Origin of the sequence: Deinococcus sp. Leaf326 (genome assembly GCF_001424185.1) — a bacterium.
Taxonomy (GTDB): Bacteria; Deinococcota; Deinococci; order Deinococcales; family Deinococcaceae; genus Deinococcus.
Genome location: NZ_LMOM01000014.1, coordinates 26992 through 44674 on the forward strand (window position 1 = coordinate 26992; position 17683 = coordinate 44674).

The window sequence follows — 17683 nt, forward strand, 5'->3', positions numbered from 1 at the left end:
GCGGCCCCTCTCCGGTGGATGCTCTAGAGTGGACCGGGTGAAGAAGTCAGGAACGACCATCACCGAGGTGGCGCGGGTGGCTGGCGTTTCGGTCAGCACGGTGTCGCGGACCATCAACGGCACGGCCTTCGTGGCCGAGGAGAAGCGCGAGGCGGTCAACCGGGCCCTGCAGGAGCTGGGGTTTCAGCCGAACTACCTGGCCCGGAGCCTCATCACCGGCCGCAGCATGACCATCGGCGTGATCGCCGAGGAGATCGTCAGTCCCTACTACGCCGACGTTATCCGGGGCTTCGAGCACGGGCTGTTCGGTACCCCGTACCAGCCGGTCCTCCAGAGCGGTCACTGGTCGCAGCAGCGCGAGACCGACGCCATCGAGACGCTGATCTACCGCAAGGTGGACGCCCTGGTCCTGCTGGGCAGTACGCTGCCGGATCCGGCGCTGCGTGACATCGCCGAGCGGGTCCCCTTGGCGGTCTTCGGCCGGCATGTGCCTGGGCTGGAAGCCCGTTGCCTGACGCTCGATCAGTATGGGGGGGCCTACCTCGCCACGCGCCACCTGATCGAGCTCGGGCACCGCGACATCGCGCACGTGCGCGGTCCCGACGGACAGCAGGACGCCGAGGAGAGGCTGCGCGGGTACCAGGCGGCCCTGCGCGACAATGACCTCCCCTTCGAATCTGACCTTGTCGTGCAGGGCGATTTTCTGGAGCTGACGGCCTATCAGGCCACGCTGCACCTGCTGGAGCACCGCCGCCCTTTCACCGCTATCTTTGCGGCCAACGACCAGATGGCGGTCGGGGCGCGGCTGGCCCTGTACCGTAAGGGGCTGCGTGTCCCCGACGACGTCTCCCTGGTGGGATTCGACGACCTGCCGGGCAGCGCCTTCACGACCCCCCCCCTGACGACAGTTCAGCAGCCGACCTACCAGATCGGCCGGGCGCTGGCCGAGTCCATGCTGGGTCTGGTGCAGGGGCAGACGCCGACCCTGCCGGAGTTCGGGCTGACCCTCAGTGTCCGCGAGTCCACCCGGCCGCTGCGCCGGACCGCTACGAGAAGAAGATCCTGAGCCGGACCCCGGAGGGCGGCCAGACGAGACCTCGCAGGCGCTAGAGGCTCAAGGGGGTCATGCAAGCATTTTCACCGCCGACCTGATTGAATTGGCCTATATTCTGCGCATATGCTCCCATTCGAGCGGCACACGCGCATCCTTGAGCTGATGGACACCCACGAAAGCCTGCTGACCCAGGAACTCGCACAGAAGGTCGGGGCCTCCGAGGCCACCATCCGGCGCGACCTCCAGCAGCTGTCCGAGCGGGGCCTGCTCGCCAGAACCCACGGCGGCGCGGTCCGCGTCCAGCGGAGCATCGCGCACGAACTGGCCTTCGCGACCAAGTCCGTGAGGATGCAGGCCGAGAAGGTTGCCATCGCCGAGTACATGTCCGCGCAGATTCGCGACGGCTCTACCCTGATCTTCGACGCGGGAACGACCATTCTGGAGGTCGCCAAACGGCTGGCCGGCCGGCCGCTGACGGCCATCGCGCTCGATCTGCCGGCGGCGCAGGCCCTCGCGGTCGGGGCCACCGAGGTCCTGCTGCTGGGCGGCCGGGTCCGCAGCGACAGCTTCAGCATCACCGGCCCCTGGACCGAGGACCAGCTCCGGGACCTGCGGGCCGACGTATTCCTCATGGGGGCGCACGCCGTGGACGAGCGCGGCATATCAAACGCCGTGATTGAGGAGGCGACCGTCAAACGTCTTGCGGCGCAGGTGAGCCAGCAGACGGTCCTGCTGGCCGACCATACCAAGTTCGGCTGGCGGGCGATGACCCAGGTCTGCTCCCTTCAAACCGTGCACCAGATCGTCACCGACCGGGACAGCCGCCGTCTGCCCTGGCTCCGGGACGCTGGGCCGGCGCTCACCCTGGTCTGAATCTAAGGAAAGGGCGGCCCCTGCAGGCCGCCCTTCTCCTTTTTCCACGTGACTCAGCGCCCGCGCGTGTACCGGTCGATGACCATCGCCCCGATGATGATGACCCCCGTGGCGAGGAGCTGGTAGAAGGCCTGCACGCCCATCAGGGTCAGGACGTTCTGAAGCATGCTCAGGAGCAGCGCGCCGAGCAGGGCGCCCACCACGTTGCCCTTGCCGCCCGACAGGCTCGTGCCGCCGACCACCGCCGCCGCGATGGCGCTCAGTTCCCAGCCGCTGCCCAGGATCGGTTCGGCCGCGCCGAGCTGCGCGATGAGGACCAGCGCCGCGAAGGCCGCCAGCACGCCGGAAATCACGTAGGTCAGCGTGATGTACCGGTTCGTGTTGATCCCGCTCAGGCGTACGGCCTCGGCGTTGCCCCCCAGTGCCAGGATGTACTGGCCGGTCCGGGTGAACTTCAAGAAGACCGTGAAGGCCACGACGAGCAGGAGGGCCGCTATGAGCGGAATGGGCAGGCCCACCACCGTGCCCCCCAGCGCCCGCTTGAAGCCGTCGGGCAGCGACAGGATGGGTTGCCCGCCCGTGTAGGACAGCGCCAGTCCCCGGTAGAAGGTCATGGTGCCCAGCGTGACGATGAAGGGCGCGAGCTGCACGCGTGTGACGAGCAGGCCGTTGACCAGTCCCGCGACCGCGCCGACCGCCAGCGCGATGAGGACCGTGAGCAGAACGGGCGTGCCGCGCTGCATGAGGTCGGCGCCGATCACGGCGGCCAGGGCGGCTGTGGACCCGACGCTCAGGTCGATGCCGCCCGTGATGATGACGTAGGTCAGGCCAATGGCGACGATGGTGTTGATCGCCGCGCTCAGGCCGATGCCGTTGATGGCGTTGTCGACCGAAAAAAACGAGGGCACCAGAAAGCTGAACACCACCGCGCCGAGCAGCAGGATGGCGAGGATGCCCGCCTCGCGCAGACGTTCGACGAGGACGGCGCGGTTGACGCCCTTAGGCGACGGCTGGATCTTTTGCATGGGTGTGGACTCCAGTGGCAAGGGCCAGGATGCGTTCCTCGCTGGCGTCTGCGCGGGCAAGCTCACCGGCGAGGCGGCCTTCACGCATCACGAGAATTCGGTCGCTCAGCCGCAGGACCTCGGGCAGTTCGGACGACACCATGAGCACCGCGACCCCTGACCGGGCCAGGTCGTCGATCAGGGCGTAGATGTCCGCCTTGCTCGCCACGTCGATACCGCGTGTGGGTTCGTCGATCAGCAGCAGGTCGCATCCCGCCGAAAGCCAGCGTCCCAGGATGACCTTCTGCTGGTTGCCCCCGGACAGGCGGCGGATGATCTGGTGGGGGTTGGCGGGCCGGATGCCGAGCTGCTGGATCTGCGGCTCGACCGCCCGCAGCATGTCCCGCTCCCCGACCCCGACCTTGCCCTTGGCCCAGCTCGTGAGCATCATGTTCACGCTGACCCGCGCGTCGGGCACAATGCCCTGGTGGCGGCGGTCCTCGGCGATGAAGCCCACGCCCCGGCCCATCATGTCGGCGGGCGTGCGCCTGGACATGAGCACGCCTTCCAGTCGCACCTCTCCGCCTGTCGAGGGGTCCGCACCGTAGATGGCCCGCAAGACCTCGGTGCGGCCCGCGCCGATCAATCCCGCGAGCGTGACGACCTCTCCGGCGCGTACCTGAAGGGACACCTCCCGAAAAACGTTGCTGCTCAGGCCCCGGACGTCCAGACGCACGGCGCCGGGCGTGCGCTCGGGCGGCGCCGTCTGGGCGACGAGTTCGCGGCCCACCATCATGGTCACGAGCTGATCCTGGGTCACGTCGCGCTGCCGGACTGTGCCGATGTAGCGGCCATCGCGCAGCACCGTCACGCGGTCGGCGAGTTCCTCGATCTCATCGAAGTGATGGCTGACGTAGATGATGCCCACGCCGCGCGCCGTGAGGTCGCGGACCACGCGGTAGAGCTGCCCGATCTCGTGGGTGGTGAGGCTGGAAGTCGGCTCGTCCATGATGATGATGCGGGCCTGGCGCGCCACGGCGCGGGCGATCTCCACCATCTGCTGCTGCGCGATGGTCAGGCGCTTGACGGGCGTCGCGGGGTGAACGTTCAGGCCGACCTGCTCCAGAAAGGGCCGCACCCGCGCCTGCATACGGCCGTAGTTCAGCAGTTCCCGGCCCTCGTTGCCCAGCAGCACGTTCTGCGCGACGCTCAGTTCCGGGATGAGGGCCAGTTCCTGGTGGATCATGGCGATGCCCTGGGCCTGCGCGTCCTTGGGACTGCCGAGAACCACCGGAGTGCCCGCGACGCTGAGGGTCCCGCTGTCGGGGCGGTACATCCCGAACAGGGTCTTGAGCAGGGTGCTTTTGCCCGCGCCGTTTTCGCCCAGCAGCGCGTGAACCTCGCCGGCCAGCAGCGAGAAGTGCACGTCGTGCAGGACCTGAACGCCGCTGAACGACTTGTTGATGTGTTGTGCGGACAGCAGTTCCGTCACGTCGGTCTCCTGAAAAGCGTGTGATGGCAGCGGCGGGGCCGGCGTGGCCCCGGCCAGCCGGCCCCGGCCCGAACCCTTATTTCTTGAACTGCTCGTACTTGGCGATGCTGTCCTTCATGACCAGGGCCTGCGGCGTGGCGATCACCTTGGGCAGTTTCTGGCCGGCCAGCAGGCGCACGGCGACCTCGACGGCCACCTCGCCGGTCAGGACGGGAAAGGAATCGACCGTTCCGGTCAGCTCGCCCTTCTTGATACTGTCGTAGGCGGCGTTGATGCCGTCTGTCCCGAAGACCAGCGTCTTGCCCAGGCGGCCCGAAGCCTTGACCGCCTCGACGACGCCCAGGGCCATCGTGTCGTTGTTGCAGTAGAAGGCGGTCAGGTCGGGATAGCGCCGCAGCAGGTCGCGGGCGGTCGAGAAGGCCTTCTGACGGTCCCAGTCGGCGGGCACGCTGGCGACAATCTTCAGGGCGGGGTTTTTGGCGAGGGTCGTTTTGAAACCCAGGGTGCGCTGCTTGGCGGCGTATACGCCCGCCTGGCCCTCGATCACGGCGACCTGCCCACCCTTGGGGAAGGTCTTGAGCAGGTAGTTCGCCACGCTCACGCCGTTGTCGTACTGGATGTTGCCGACGAAGTGCTGGGCCGTGGGTGCCACCGCGTCGTTCACGTTGATGACCAGGCTGGTCTTGTCGGCGCGCACGATGCCTGGCAGCAGGTTCACGTCGCTCTGGGGCGAGATGAGCAGGGCCTTGTAGCCCTTGCCGATCATGGTGTTCATCATGCTGAGCTGGCCGATCTGGTCACTCTCGTTGCTGGGGGCCTGGGCGTCCACCTTCACGCCGTACCTGGCCGCGCCCTTCAGGTAGCCCGTGCGCAGCAGCTGCCAGTATTCGTTGGACAGTGCCTTCATGACTCCGCCGACCTGAACGCCCGAGGTGGGTTTGGGCACAGCGCCGAACTGCTTGACGAGCTGGTCGGAGGCCACGCGGCTCTTTTCGGTATCGGGCGAAAAGGTCTGGGCGGCGGCGGCGCCGGCGAGCAGAACGGTCAGGATGGGCAGCAGTTTCTGGGTCTTCATGGTGGGTCTCCTCAGTGGAACGGGCGAAGGGGTCAGAGAAACGGTGGCGGCTGGCCGGCGTGGTTCAGGCCGGCGAAGACAGAAGGTGTTTGTGTAGCTGCTGGACGAATTGAGCTGCCGAGGCGACCGCGTGTTCCAGGGCCTGGGTCAGCCCCTCACCGCAGGCCAGACGCGCCGCAAGGACGCCGACGAAGTGGTCGCCTGCTCCGTGGGTTGAGCGCGCCTCAACGCGGGGCGCCGGGAGGTCGAGGGTGAGTTCTCCCTGTTCGTACAGCAGAACCCCACCTGCGCCCAGGGTCACGACAACGCTGGAATGGCCCGAGTCCAGGTGGGTGGGCCGCGTCTGGGGGTCGGTGCCTGTCCAGGCCTGCGCCTCCACAGCATTCACGACCACGTGGTCGGCCAGGGGAACCAGGTCGCGGTGACTGTCCAGCCACGGCGCGGCGTTCAGGAGGGTCGGCACGCCCGCAGTGCGCGCCGCCGTTAGCACCTCGCGCAGAACCCCGGCGGAGGTCTCCCATTGACAGACGAGCAGGTCGGGCGCGGTCCGCAGCGCCTCCAGCACAGCCCCGGCGCTCAGGTCGGCGTTGGCTCCGGGCGATACGACACCCACGTTCTCCCCAGCCGCGTCGAGCAGGGCCACGCTGCTGCCGGTCGGCAGGAGGGCGCTCCACTCCAGTGCGGCCGTGACACCCTGAGTCTCCAGATACTGTTGGGCTTGGCGCCCGTCGTTGTCCTGGCCCAGGCAGGCGACCAGAATGGACCCCACCTGACTGGTGCCCGCTGCGGCCAATGCCTGATTGGCGGCCTTGCCCCCGAGCTGGCTCCAGCCCTCCTGCGCGATGACCGTCTCGCCGGGCGCCGGCAGGGCGGCGAGGCGCAGCATCCGGTCCAGATGGACGCTGCCGACAAACGTCACCTGCGGCCGCGCTGTCTCAGGCATGAACCCGTTCCGGAAACAGCAGGCGGTCGATGACCCGCGTCACGTTGAAGGCGTCATGGCCGTGACCGAGGTCCGGGTCGGTCGCCAGCTCACGCGCGACCTGTAGCAGGCGCTCGGTGATGCGGATGTTCCACTCGCATTCGCGTACCGGGTCTTCGCGCATAGGAAAAGTGTCGAAGTAGATGGTCCCCGGATATCTACTGCGTTCGAGCAGCATGAGCAGTTCGAGCGTCGTGATGAGACTGGTCGTGCCGACCATCAGGCCGTCGTCCTGGCGGCCGTACCCGTCGTTGAGATGCACGCCGAACAGTTTGTCGTGCCGCAGTGCCAGGGCGGCGGCTTTCGGTGCGTGTTCGTTCGCCATCTGCGCGTGGCAGTAGTCCAGGACGACGCCCAGATTGTCGGCGCCGACCTCGTTGACCACCAGCAGTGCCTCGCCCATGTTGCCAATGAACGAATACTTGCGGGGCTCCCAGGGCTTGTATTCGAGCCCGACGCGCATTCCCGGGTTGTGGGCGGCCACCTGCGCGAATCCGTCCACGGTGTGCGCGAACATGCGCTCGTAGCTGTCCTGGAAGGGGTAGTCGAAGCCGTCGAAGCCTGGCCAGATGATGACGTGGTTACCGCCGAGCTCGGCGCAGGCGTCCAGTGCCTGACAGCTCAGGTCGGTGGCCGCCCGGCGCACGGTGGCGTCGGGGTGAGTGAATCCGCCGTCCCCGAAGGTGTCTGCGGGGTAGCGGACATTCAGGCTGTCGACGCCCAGCCCCAGCGCCTCGATGGTCTGCTTGGTTTCGCGCAGGTTGGAGAGCGAGAAGTGTTCGGGAAAGTTGAGGCTCAGCGAACTGAGGCCCTGAATGCGCGCTGCGCGCTTCAGAAGCTCGGGGGTACGGATGGGTCCAGGCGAGAAATACAGCTCGGGGCGCGCCTTGAGAGAGTTGAGGCGGGTGGCGTACAGCATGGCACCTCCTGAATGGCTCTGTTGCTCATTCATGCGTGTTTGTGAATATGTACCGTCACTATAGGTGGGTCATCAAGAGCATGTCAAGCGAATATGATTGTTCGATCAGAAACATGCATAAATTGAGTATTGCTGGAGCGACCGTGAGGTTTGGGTTGTGCCGCCAACGCAGAGTCTGTCCTTCTGAACCAGGAAGGCCAGTCTGCCTGCCCTCGGTTACATAGGGAAGCCGACCGGACTGGAACCAGCGTCCGGTTAGCGAGATGTGCTTGGAATACGTTGCCAGACGGGCTCAGATACCGCTGGTCATGAGCAGAATGCGGCCGGGATCAGGAACTGCGCTCAGACGCGGCGCGGCGTGCGGCCAGTTCCCGGCGCATGGCCCGGAGTCTCTCGCCGCGCAGGGGATAGAACCACAGCAGCACGAAGGCCAGCGCCGCGCCGACCAGCGGCGGAACACTCATGAACAGCCGAAACCCCTGCGCGACCGTCTCGGGCTGCGCGGCGAGGCTGGGGTCGTACCCGTAGCGGTGCGAGACCCAGCCGAACAGGACGGCGGTCACCCCTCCACTCAGGGTGATGATCAGACCCGAAAGACCGTAGTACGCGCCCTCCTGCCGCTGTCCGCTGCGGAGCTCGGCCTCGTCGATCACGTCGGCCATGATCACGTCGCCCATCAGGATCATGCCCGAAAGGCCTGCGCCGAACAGCACAGTAGTAAGCACGGCTCCTGCCACGCTGCCCACCCAGAGCAGGGGCACAACCGCCAGCCCGCTGACCGCGAAGGCCGCGAGCAGGGTGGTCCGGGCTCCGTAGGGCTGTGCCACGAAGCGGTGCCAGGGCCACAGACAGAGGCCCGCCGTCACGAAGGCTGTCGCCAACAGCAGTGAGGTGACGGCGCCGCCTGGCTCGTCCAGGCTGTACTTGACATAAAAGCCCATGCCGCTGGCGAGTACCCCGGTCGCCAGAAAGCGCATGGTCTGGGCCGCCACCACCGTCAGAAAGCTCCGGTTGGTGAAGGTGAGGCGCAGCAGGGCCAACAGTGGCATCAACGGCGCGGCGTTGGCCTGCGGGCGCTCGAACAGTGGGCGCAGGTTGCCGTAGACCAGGGCAGCACACAGGAGGGCCAGCCCGGCGCCTACTGCGCCCCAGCCCAGGCGCGCGGCGAGCAGGGGCGGGAACGCCAGTCCCAATAGCAGACCGACCACCTGCACCGCGTTCATGCGTACGGCCACATCGCTGCGTTCGGCAAAACTGCGGAACATCTCGGGCAGCAGGCCCAGGTAGGCGGTGCCCAGCATGGTGCTGGCAGTCTCCCAGAGCAGCCACGTTGCGGCGAAGTAGAGCAGAAGCTCTGCCGGCCGTTCGCCCGAAAATGGCGCGTTGAACATGAGGGCCAGCCCCAGCATGGCGGGCAGCGTCGCCAGCCACAGGTAGGGTAAGCGGCGGCCCCAGCGGCTGCGTGTGCGGTCGGACAGGTGGCCGATGAGCGGGTTGTCGACGGCGTTGTAGACCGCGAACGCCGACATCAGCGCCGCGAACTTTACCGGGTCCAGCCGCAGGTGATCGACATAGTAGAGCAGCAAAAAACTCGACAGCTGCGCCGGAATGACCAGCCCGAGATTCAGCAGGGCATATCGCCAGCGCACGGCCGAGGAGGTCGGCGCTTCAGATTCCGGCCGGGTGGCTGGGGGGGCGGTCAGAGAGGTCGCGCCGTTGTCCACACCTTCAACGTAGAGCAGACGCCGTGATCTAGCTACATGATATGAGGTCCGGGTGGCTTGCCAGGTCTGGGAAGCCCGAGTACCTACCCAGACCTGGCCGGCTGATGACACGGCTGCCCTGGCCCAGGTGTAGCGCGTCGAGCCTACTCTATGCGGATCGGGGGAACGCTGGACTCCCCGATTCGGCCACGTGCCTGGGAGCCGTCGCCTATCGGGGCAGCGTGAAGGCGAACGTGGCGCCCCCATCCACCTCTCCGCTGGCCCAGACCTCCCCACCGTGCCTCAGCACGATCCGGCGCACGGTCGCCAGGCCCACCCCCGTTCCGGCGAACTGCTGCTGGGTATGCAGGCGCTGAAACGCCCCGAAGAGTTTGTTGGCATACCGGGGATCGAATCCGGCGCCCGTGTCCTGCACGAAGATGGCCCATTCCTGGGGGCGTTCCTCGGCCCAGATGCGGATGGTCAGGGGCCGGTCCGCGAGCGCGAACTTGACCGCGTTGCTCAGGAGATTGGTCAGGACCTGTTGCAGGGTGGCTGCGTCCGCCTGTACCGTCGGCAGCGGGCCGATCTGCCATTCAACCCTCTGGTCCGGGAATTCAAGAAGGACGTCCTGCTGCGCCTGGCTCACCAGGGCTGGCAGCGGGACCGGCCCCACCTGCAACTCGACGCGGCCAGCACGGGACAGCACCAGCATGGCGTCAATCATGGCCGTCATGCGGTCGGCGGCGCCCGACACGATCCCCAGGTGGTGCACGACCTTGTCCTCCTGCCGGCGTGCATACGCCTTGAGGGCCATCTCCGTAAAACCCTTGACATGCCGCACGGGTGTCCGCAGGTCGTGGGAGGCGCTATACGCGAAGGCCTCAAGTTCGGCGTTCGAATTCTGAAGCTCGGCATTCGTCCGGGCCACAGCCTCGATGCTCTGGGCACGTTCCAGGACCAGTCCCAGACTATAGATGGCCGTTTCCAGCACGGCCCTGTCCATGGGGGTCCAGGTCCGTTGGTCGAATAGGCCGATGGCCAGCATGCCGATCGGCTGGTCATGCATCCTCACCTGAAAGGCTGTCGCTGCCTGAACATGCCGGATCATCTCGGCCGGTGTGTCCGCGCCCTGGGCATAGTTGTCCTGATAGTTGGGCACGCCGGTCAGCCAGGTACTGTGCAGAGCGGGCGCCTCCAGCGGCAGACCGTGGGCGTCCACGAACGCCTGGAGTGCCGGGTCACCGATGTCGCCCACCTGGGATTTCAGCTGCCAGCGGTCGTCACCCACCTCCCAATACAGGGCGTACCCGGGGGTCAGGAGCGAGAGCATGATCTCCTGCGCGCGGCGCACCAGGGCGTAGCGGTTGGTCTCCCCGGCCAGGTCACGCGACATCACAGCGAACGCCGAGAGGGCCAGGCTACGGCGCTCGGCCTCGTCGCGCTGCACCTGCACCTGCCGGGCCGAAGAAATTCGGTCGTACAGCAGAGAAAAGCTGCGGCCCAGCGCACGGATGATGGACCGTTGGGCCTCGGTCCACTGCGCGGCCGTCTGAAGCCCTACGGTCAGGATGGCCCGCACCTCTCCATCCTGCACGGTGGGCCAGATGGCCGCCGCCTGGTAGCTTCCGCTGTGGGCGATGCCCTGCTCCTCCTCTGTCAAGTCATCGACGAATACGGGCTGAAGCGTTTCGAGCATCCGTGCAGAGATTGGCGCGTTCAGCGGCAGGCCCCGCTGCAGGGTGGTCAGGAGCTCCGGGGAGACGTCGGGGGTCCAGCTGCGCGGCTGCCAGACCGGACCCTCGCGCTCGTAGAACAGAGCCGTGACCCCCGGAATCACGGCGCGGAGCGTGTCGAGAACCAGTCGGCCGAGTTCATCCATGTCTTGGGTCTGGCTAGCATTTTCCGTGAAGGTCACGAATGTCTGGAGGGCCGCCGTACGCTCCGCGATCACCTGTTCCAGCCGCGCGCTCTCGCTCCGCAGGGCCTGTTCCTGCATCTGGAACGGCCTGAGGTCGAGGGCGTAGCCCATGACCTGCCGCTCGTCGAAGGAAGCGAGGGTCGCCTCGACCGGGACACGCTCTCCCCTAGCGTTGACAAGTTCCTTGTGGTAACTGATCGCCTCCCCCTGCGCGAGAGCCTGCCCAAACAGCTTCTCTTCTACGGCGTTGTACTCCGGGGGAGTGATAGCCTGCCAGTCAAGCTCGCCGGCTTCGAAGGCCGCGCGTGTCTGCCCGGTCAGGCGCAGCCAGGCGTCGTTGACCTGGCTGAGCTGGCCGTCCAGCGAACCGACCGCCATGGCGACCGGGCTGATGGCAACCATCCGCCGGAACAGGGCCTCGCTGGCCTGAAGCCGGCCGAACAGTTCGCAGCGGTCCAGTGCCAGCGCCGTATGGGCGGCCAAAGTGGACAGGAAATGACGCTCCTCAGGCGTGAAGGTATGCGGCTGCTTGAAATCCAGAATCAGGACCCCCAGGGCACGCTCACCCAGCAGCAGAGGCACGACGGCCGTTGCGGTGGCGGCGATCCCGCCTGTTTCTTTCTCGAAGAACGGGTAGGCCGCCCGGAGATCGCCTGCATTTTCGAACAACAGAGTCCGGCATCCGGTCACCGCTTCCCCAGTGGGGGTGGCCGGAATCAGGGGACCGCTGCGCCATAGCGGCTGCTCTTCCTGTCCCTGCGTCGCGCAGACCTCAAGGCGATGGGTCTCTGGGTTCAGCAGAAGAATCACCCCGGCCAGTGCGTCCAGGGCCGTCACGGCCGGCGCGAGGGCAGCCGAGAGAACGTCTGGCTGGGTCTACGCGGCGGCCAGGGTCGCCGTGAGACGTTGGAGAAGGGCGCTTTGCGGCGCAGTGACCGCAAAAGACTCAGTCATGTTCAGGAGTATAGGTGGCCTGTTCGGCGTACCGGACCGCTGGGCTTCATCTTTTGGCTATGCCCGCCGGGTCCAAGGAGACTCCACCTTTCCTACCGGTAAGGGGTAGTCTTACCGGTAAGACCGATCGCCTGAAATCAGTCTCGGGCTTTGCCGGTCCGCTGCTGGACCTTCGTAGCGTCCTGAATACCCGTAACCCACCGCACCTGGTTCGACCCTCCGTGGGGCTTCCCCACGACTCAATTCTTCAGAACTTCTGGCATCCGCGCGAGCCACCGGTCCACAGCCCGCCGGTCGTCCGCGCCGAGCGAGGCGAGAAAGCGCCGGCTGGACAATTTGCGGGCTACGTCGCCAGCGGCAGAGGTCTCCGGGCGTTGGCCGAGACGCAGGACCTCGGCCTGAAGTTCGGAACGCGACGCCCCCCCCCCAGCCAATGCGATCAGGGCTGCGTGATGCTCCTCGGGCGCCCCGACGATCACTGAGGCGAGGGTAAGGCGCAGGCCGGAGCGCAGTGCTCCAACCACGGCAGGCGGCCAGGCCAGGACCCTAAGCTTGTTCTTGGCGAACGAGGACCACGTCTCCCCCAGCGGCGCGAACAGCGCGTCGAGCGCTGCCGCCTCGTCGCCGGGCGGCTCCTTCGTCAGCCGGACAAGCCGGGCCCGCGCCTCTTCGCGGCCGAGCCCCAGGGCCGCCGCTGCCAGGTCGAGCTTGCCGTCCACCTCGTCAATGAGATTGAGGTTCTCGCGCTGGAGATTTTCCAGCAGCGCCGCCACTCTGGCCTGCTGGTCGGTTAGGGTCCGGACGATTACGGGCACCTCGTCCAATCCGGCGAGCTGAGCGGCTCGCCAGCGCCGCTCGCCCGCCACGATCTCGTGGCCGCCCGGGACAGCGCGCACAAGTAGCGGTTGCAATACGCCCTCGCTGCGAATGCTCTGGGCCAGGGCTGCCAGCCCAGCCTCGTCGAAACTGCGCCGGGGCTGGCTCAGGCCGGGCCGCAGCTCGGCCACCCGCAGGGTCTGACCTGCTCCAGACGGCCGCAGGAGTGCGGCCGACTCGCCCAGCAACTCGCCCAGATCCGGACGGGTGGGACGGCTGCGGCTCATGCAGGGACCCCGAGGTCGAGGGCAGCGGTGACTGCACGGGTCATGGCCTGCACGTCGCGGTGAACCGGCGAACCGGGAGCATACAGCCCTACCGGTTGCCCGGCCGTACTGCTGTCCAGCCACGTCGCTCCGCGCAGCGGAACAGGTTCGGCGAGGACCGGCAGATGCCGCCGCAGTTCCGCCAGTACCTCGCGGTCGTGCGCGCGCCGGCCCTCGTACATGGTCGGGATGTACAGCGCGATCCGCAGTTCGGGCCGCAGGCGGTGGTACAGGGCCAACGCGCCCTGGAGGCCGGGCAGGGCGTCCAGACCTTTTTGGTTGGTCAGGACCGGCACGATGAGTGCGTCGGCCGCGAGGGCGCCCAGAGCCGCGAGCTGCCCGAGGCTGGGAGGGCTGTCGAGCAGGGCAACGTCATACTGGTCGCGCACGGCCAGCAGGGCCCGGCGCAGAGTCAGGACCGCCCCGATCTGGCCGCTGATCTGGGCTTCGGCCATAGACAGGCTGATGTGCGAAGGCACAAGGTCCAGTCCGTGGACCCGGCGGGGCTGGGGAAGTTCCAGGCCCTCGACGGCGACCGGGTAGACCGTGTCTTCCAGGTGCGCGTCCTGCACACCGAGCCAGTGCGTTAGGCTGGCCTGCGGGTCCAGATCGACGAGCAGAACGCGGCGCCCGGACTGCGCCAGCTCGTAGCCCACGTCACGTACGATGCTGGTTTTTCCGGCCCCACCGGCATGGTTGAACACCGTCGCTATCTGCATGGAACCACCATACCCTGCTCCCGGTCTTACCTGTAAGACTGGCCGGATTCTGCCCGCTTCTCTGTTGGTGGATCCGGGTCTGTCAGACGCGACGGGACAGCGGGCCTCATAGGCACCTCTTCGCCAACCTTCTCACGGCGTGTGGAGATCAGGGTGAAGGGGTAGCCTCTCTCCTCTCTGCCCTCGACGGACGCCTCCGCAAGTTTCTACGGGTGTGGAGGGTCAGGACTCGGAGACCCGTGTAACCCTGATCCCGACCTTCCTACGACCCTATACAGGCCTCGTCAGGCTTTGCGCCGGCGCTTCACGTCGTACATGCGGGTGTCGGCCAGGGTCAATAAACCGGACCAGTCCCCCTCGCCGGTGGTCGCGGTTCCCACACTGACCCCGAGCGGAAAGGAGAGGTCCTGGCTGACCGCCTGCCCGACCTGATCCGCCCAGTGCTGGAGCGTGTCACTGGAATAGACACCATGCAGGACAAGTACGAATTCGTCCCCTCCCAGGCGGTAGACCTGCCCCTGCGGAGCGAATTCTCCGGCCAGAGCACTGGCGAACAGCCGCAGCGCCCGGTCGCCCTCGGCGTGGCCAGCGCGGTCGTTCAGGGCTTTGAACCCGTCGAGGTCCATCAAGGCCAGGGTCAGGGGGACACCGGGTTCCAGCGCGCCCAGGGCCTCTTCCAGAGCGCGGCGGTTGCCCACGCCGGTCAGGGCGTCCTGCCGCGAGGCCAGCGTGGCGGCCTCCAGCGTTTCGTGCCGCCCGATGACCGAGCGAATGCTGCGGCCCGCCGCCTCCAGCAGTGCCCGGTCGCTCTCTCGCCAGGGGGACCGGCGCAGGGTCTCGCCTACCCGCAGGACGATCAGGGTAGCGGCGGCGCCCTCCCACTCCCCCAGGGGAATCCAGGCGCCCGCCTGCACACCCGACTGCACCGCGCCGGGCAGGGCGTCGGGGTGCTCGGAATAGCGGTCGACATACACGCTGTACCGGTGGGAGACGCTGGTGGCCGTCACGCTGCGCGGGCCCTGGGCAATGGTCTCGGCGAGGTGGTCCAGACTGGCTGGAAGCCCGGTGCGGCAGTGAACCAGGCGGACCTGCTTGCGGCCGTTCCGGATGCTCAGGAGACCGGTCCAGTCGGCAGAGATGGCCTGCCCCAGCAGTTCGGCCGCCTGAAGGGTGATGTCCTCCGGGGCGCCGCTCAGCTCTCCGAAGGCCGTGATGGCCTCCAGGGTCTGGGCGTGGGCCAGCTCCCGTTGCAACTCGGCCATATGCCTCGCCTGGGCATCCACCTGACGCCTGAGCTCCTCGGTATGGCGGCGCAGTTCCAGCTCGCTCATCGCCATGTCGGCTAGATCCTGGAGGACCCGCAGATCGGTTTCGCTCAGGGTCCGGGGGGTGAGGTCCACGACGCACAGGGTGCCGATGTGCAGGCCGCGCGGGGTACTCAGCGGGGCACCCGCGTACATGCGGCACCCGTCCTGCGTGGCGGGCAGGTCTTGGAATCGCCCGTCGAGCCTCAGGTCCGGGACCAGCAGCGGCGTGTCCTGCAGGATGGTCCAGGCACAGGGCGAGTCGGCCCGTGGCAGTTCATACTCCGGGATTCCGGTGGTGGCCTTGCCCCAGTGCCGTTCCTGATCGACGAAGTTGAGGACGGCGATCGGCACCTCCAGCAGCCGCGAGGCGAGGCGGGTGATTCGGTCGAAGGCTTCCTCGGCCGGCGTATCCAGGATGTCGTAGCGGGCCAGATCCAGGAGGCGAGCGGCTTCGTCGGAGGGCAGCGGGGCGGTCCTCATGCCCCTACCTTAACGCCGGTTCCTGTGTGAACTCCGGCGGTGGCCCGGTAGGGGAGACAGCCAGTCATCTGGCTCTTCAGAAGTTCGGAGGGGAACTGCGTAGCGTATATGCAGTTCCCCTCCGGCAGCAGCCTCTTCCTCCTCAGCTAGTGCTGCTGCCGGGGGTCGAACACGTCGCGTAGGCCGTCGCCGATGAGATTGAAGGCCAGCACGGTCAGCAGGATGGCGAGGGCGGGCGCGCTGGAGGCCAGCGGCGCCTGTGAGATGTAGTTGCGTGTCTCGGAAACCATCGCTCCCCACTCCGGCGTGGGCGGCTGTGCCCCAAAGCCGATGAAGCCCAGGCCGGCCGCGGTGAGGATCGCGCTGCCCACGTCGAAACTGCCCTGGACCAGCAGTGGCGTCAGGGTATTGGGCAGCAGGTGGCGCAGGGCGATGCGGCCCGGCGTGCCGCCCAGTGCCCGCGCCGCCTCGACGAACTCGCGCTCGCGCAGGGCCAGCACCTGGGCGCGCACCAGGCGGGCATAGGTCGGCCAGGACACGAGCGCCACCGCGATCATGACGTTGGTTAGGTTTGGTCCCAGGGCTGCCGAAATCGCCATCGCCAGGATCAGGCTGGGGAAGGCCAGAAAAACGTCGGTCACGCGCATGATGGCCTCGTCCCACCACCCGCCGCGCAGCCCGGCGATGAGACCGACGAGGGTGCCGCTCACCAGAGAGGCGAGCATGACGCCTACGCCAAGGCCCAGCGAGATGCGCGCGCCGCTCAGCACGCGGGCCAGCACGTCGCGGCCGAGCTGGTCGGTGCCCAGTGGGTGGGCCGTGCTGGGTCCGCTCAGGCGCGCGGCGAGGTCCTGGGTGGCGGCTCCGCCGGTCAGCAGCGGCCCGAACACGGCGCACACCACCAGGAAGGTGAGGAGGGCCAGACCCAGAACCGCGCCGTTGTTGCGCCGCAGCCGCCGCCACGCTGTGCTCCAGGCGGCGGCCTGAGCGCCGCTTTTCCACTTGACGGCCGTCACTGGTAGCTGATCCTCGGGTCAAAAAAGGCGTAGGCGAGATCCACGAGCAGATTGACGACCGAGTAGGCCAGTCCGGCGACGAGCGTAACGCCCATCACGGCCGGAAAGTCGAGGCTGATGGCCGAGGTCGTGGCGTAGCCGCCAATGCCCGGCCACGAAAAGATAGTCTCAGTGAGGACTGCGCCGGTCAGCAGGCCGCCGAACAGGCCGCCGAAGACCGTGAGCAGGGGCAGGGCCGCGTTGCGCAGGGCGTGCTTGGCGATCACGCGGCTGCGCTTCATGCCCTTGGCCCGCGCCGTGCGGATGTAGTCCTGCGACAGCACTTCCAGCAGGGCGCTGCGGGTCATGCGGGTCAGCAGCGCCGCCGAATAGGCGCCCAGCACCAGTCCCGGCAGGATCATGTGCCGCAGGGCGTCTACGAACACCTCGCGGTCGCCGGCCAGCAGGGCGTCCACCGTCACCAGCCCGGTGTGTACGGGCGGCGGCAGGCTGTACGAGTCCAGGCGGCCCGGCCCCGGCAACCAGCCGAGTTTTTCGTGAAAGAGGGTCAGGGCCAGGATCGCCAGCCAGTACACCGGCGTGGCCCCACCCAGCAGCGAGAAGATGCGTGCCGTGAGGTCCGGCCAGCGCCCGTGCCACAGCGCTGCGACGATCCCCAGCGGTAGCCCGATAAGAAGCGCGAAGACCACCGCCACCAGTGTGATCTCCAGGGTCGCCGGAAAGAATTGGCGCAGGTCGGCGGTGATGCTGTTCTGGGTGCGCAGCGAGGTACCCAGGTCGCCCTGCAGCAGCCCCTTCATGTACAGGCTGTACTGCACGGGCAGCGGCTGGTCGAGGCCGTAGCGGCTGCGGAATTCTGCGAGCTGTTCCTCACGGGCGTTGTTGCCCATGACGGCGGCGGCCGGGTCGGCGGGCAGCGTGTGCGAGATCAGAAAGGCCGTGAGCGTGACGCCCCACAGCACGAAGATCATCAGGCCCAAGCGTTTCAGGATATAGACGAGCAGACGGCCACCTCCAGACGGAATCGGCCGGCAGGGGAGAC

Annotated in this window: 14 protein-coding genes and 1 pseudogene; 2 read left to right on the forward strand and 13 right to left on the reverse strand. The window is 67.3% G+C overall.

Annotation, left to right across the window (positions count from 1 at the left end; all coding sequences use genetic code 11):
- Positions 1-37 precede the first annotated feature (37 nt).
- Together ASF71_RS05265 and ASF71_RS05270 are read left to right on the forward strand one after the other, a co-directional pair.
- Positions 38-1066 (forward strand): LacI family DNA-binding transcriptional regulator, encoded by a 1029-nt coding sequence (locus tag ASF71_RS05265; protein WP_056296150.1) that lies wholly within the window; start codon positions 38-40, stop codon positions 1064-1066.
- Between the two features lie 111 nt (positions 1067-1177).
- On the forward strand, positions 1178-1927 hold the full coding sequence (locus ASF71_RS05270; RefSeq protein WP_056296153.1) for a DeoR/GlpR family DNA-binding transcription regulator: 750 nt from the start codon (positions 1178-1180) through the stop codon (positions 1925-1927).
- A gap of 53 nt (positions 1928-1980) precedes the next feature.
- On the opposite strand, the gene ASF71_RS05275 is transcribed toward ASF71_RS05270, so the two are convergent.
- The 13 genes and pseudogenes from ASF71_RS05275 to ASF71_RS05330 form a co-directional block, all read right to left on the reverse strand.
- Entirely contained in the window at positions 1981-2952 is a 972-nt protein-coding gene (locus ASF71_RS05275) for an ABC transporter permease (protein WP_056296156.1), read from the reverse strand.
- Entirely contained in the window at positions 2927-4423 is a 1497-nt protein-coding gene (locus tag ASF71_RS05280; RefSeq protein WP_235514143.1) for a sugar ABC transporter ATP-binding protein, read from the reverse strand. Before ASF71_RS05280 ends, ASF71_RS05275 begins: the two co-directional genes overlap by 26 nt.
- 76 nt (positions 4424-4499) lie before the next feature.
- A complete protein-coding gene (locus tag ASF71_RS05285) occupies positions 4500-5498 on the reverse strand; it encodes a substrate-binding domain-containing protein (protein WP_056296159.1) in 999 nt (332 codons plus the stop codon).
- A gap of 64 nt (positions 5499-5562) precedes the next feature.
- The gene (locus ASF71_RS05290; protein WP_056296162.1) at positions 5563-6441 is read right to left on the reverse strand and encodes a PfkB family carbohydrate kinase; all 879 of its coding nucleotides are present in this window, start codon (positions 6439-6441) and stop codon (positions 5563-5565) included.
- A complete protein-coding gene (locus tag ASF71_RS05295; RefSeq protein WP_056296164.1) occupies positions 6434-7399 on the reverse strand; it encodes a sugar phosphate isomerase/epimerase family protein in 966 nt (321 codons plus the stop codon). The genes ASF71_RS05290 and ASF71_RS05295 overlap by 8 nt, the downstream gene beginning before the upstream one ends.
- A 329-nt stretch (positions 7400-7728) precedes the next feature.
- The gene (locus tag ASF71_RS05300; protein WP_235514144.1) at positions 7729-9123 is read right to left on the reverse strand and encodes an MFS transporter; all 1395 of its coding nucleotides are present in this window, start codon (positions 9121-9123) and stop codon (positions 7729-7731) included.
- A gap of 208 nt (positions 9124-9331) precedes the next feature.
- Complete coding sequence (locus tag ASF71_RS25650) at positions 9332-11101, reverse strand: ATP-binding protein (RefSeq protein WP_369814959.1); 1770 nt, start codon at positions 11099-11101, stop codon at positions 9332-9334.
- A pseudogene (locus ASF71_RS25520) lies at positions 11096-11881 on the reverse strand (GAF domain-containing protein); the annotation flags it as partial. The gene ASF71_RS25650 and the pseudogene ASF71_RS25520, both read right to left, overlap by 6 nt.
- Before the next feature lie 335 nt (positions 11882-12216).
- Positions 12217-13080, reverse strand: coding sequence for a ParB/RepB/Spo0J family partition protein (locus ASF71_RS05310; RefSeq protein ID WP_056296170.1), 864 nt, complete (start codon positions 13078-13080; stop codon positions 12217-12219).
- Positions 13077-13838 (reverse strand): ParA family protein, encoded by a 762-nt coding sequence (locus ASF71_RS05315; protein WP_056296173.1) that lies wholly within the window; start codon positions 13836-13838, stop codon positions 13077-13079. Before ASF71_RS05315 ends, ASF71_RS05310 begins: the two co-directional genes overlap by 4 nt.
- A gap of 284 nt (positions 13839-14122) precedes the next feature.
- Positions 14123-15625: a sensor domain-containing diguanylate cyclase gene (locus ASF71_RS05320; protein WP_056296176.1), complete on the reverse strand. Its 1503-nt coding sequence runs from the start codon at positions 15623-15625 to the stop codon at positions 14123-14125.
- 146 nt (positions 15626-15771) lie between these two features.
- The gene (locus ASF71_RS05325; protein WP_056296179.1) at positions 15772-16641 is read right to left on the reverse strand and encodes an ABC transporter permease; all 870 of its coding nucleotides are present in this window, start codon (positions 16639-16641) and stop codon (positions 15772-15774) included.
- A complete protein-coding gene (locus ASF71_RS05330) occupies positions 16638-17666 on the reverse strand; it encodes an ABC transporter permease (protein WP_369814960.1) in 1029 nt (342 codons plus the stop codon). Before ASF71_RS05330 ends, ASF71_RS05325 begins: the two co-directional genes overlap by 4 nt.
- Positions 17667-17683 lie beyond the last annotated feature (17 nt).

What these genes read in the sequence shown, in the direction of transcription:
- ASF71_RS25650 (WP_369814959.1), bottom strand. Translation starts at nt 11,101, where the DNA reads ATGCAGGAACAGGCCCTGCGGAGCGAGAGCGCGCGGCTGGAACAGGTG.
- ASF71_RS05315 (WP_056296173.1), bottom strand. Translation starts at nt 13,838, where the DNA reads ATGCAGATAGCGACGGTGTTCAACCATGCCGGTGGGGCCGGAAAAACC.
- ASF71_RS05295 (WP_056296164.1), bottom strand. Translation starts at nt 7,399, where the DNA reads ATGCTGTACGCCACCCGCCTCAACTCTCTCAAGGCGCGCCCCGAGCTG.
- ASF71_RS05290 (WP_056296162.1), bottom strand. Translation starts at nt 6,441, where the DNA reads ATGCCTGAGACAGCGCGGCCGCAGGTGACGTTTGTCGGCAGCGTCCAT.
- ASF71_RS05310 (WP_056296170.1), bottom strand. Translation starts at nt 13,080, where the DNA reads ATGAGCCGCAGCCGTCCCACCCGTCCGGATCTGGGCGAGTTGCTGGGC.
- ASF71_RS05285 (WP_056296159.1), bottom strand. Translation starts at nt 5,498, where the DNA reads ATGAAGACCCAGAAACTGCTGCCCATCCTGACCGTTCTGCTCGCCGGC.
- ASF71_RS05270 (WP_056296153.1), top strand. Translation starts at nt 1,178, where the DNA reads ATGCTCCCATTCGAGCGGCACACGCGCATCCTTGAGCTGATGGACACC.
- ASF71_RS05275 (WP_056296156.1), bottom strand. Translation starts at nt 2,952, where the DNA reads ATGCAAAAGATCCAGCCGTCGCCTAAGGGCGTCAACCGCGCCGTCCTC.
- ASF71_RS05320 (WP_056296176.1), bottom strand. Translation starts at nt 15,625, where the DNA reads ATGAGGACCGCCCCGCTGCCCTCCGACGAAGCCGCTCGCCTCCTGGAT.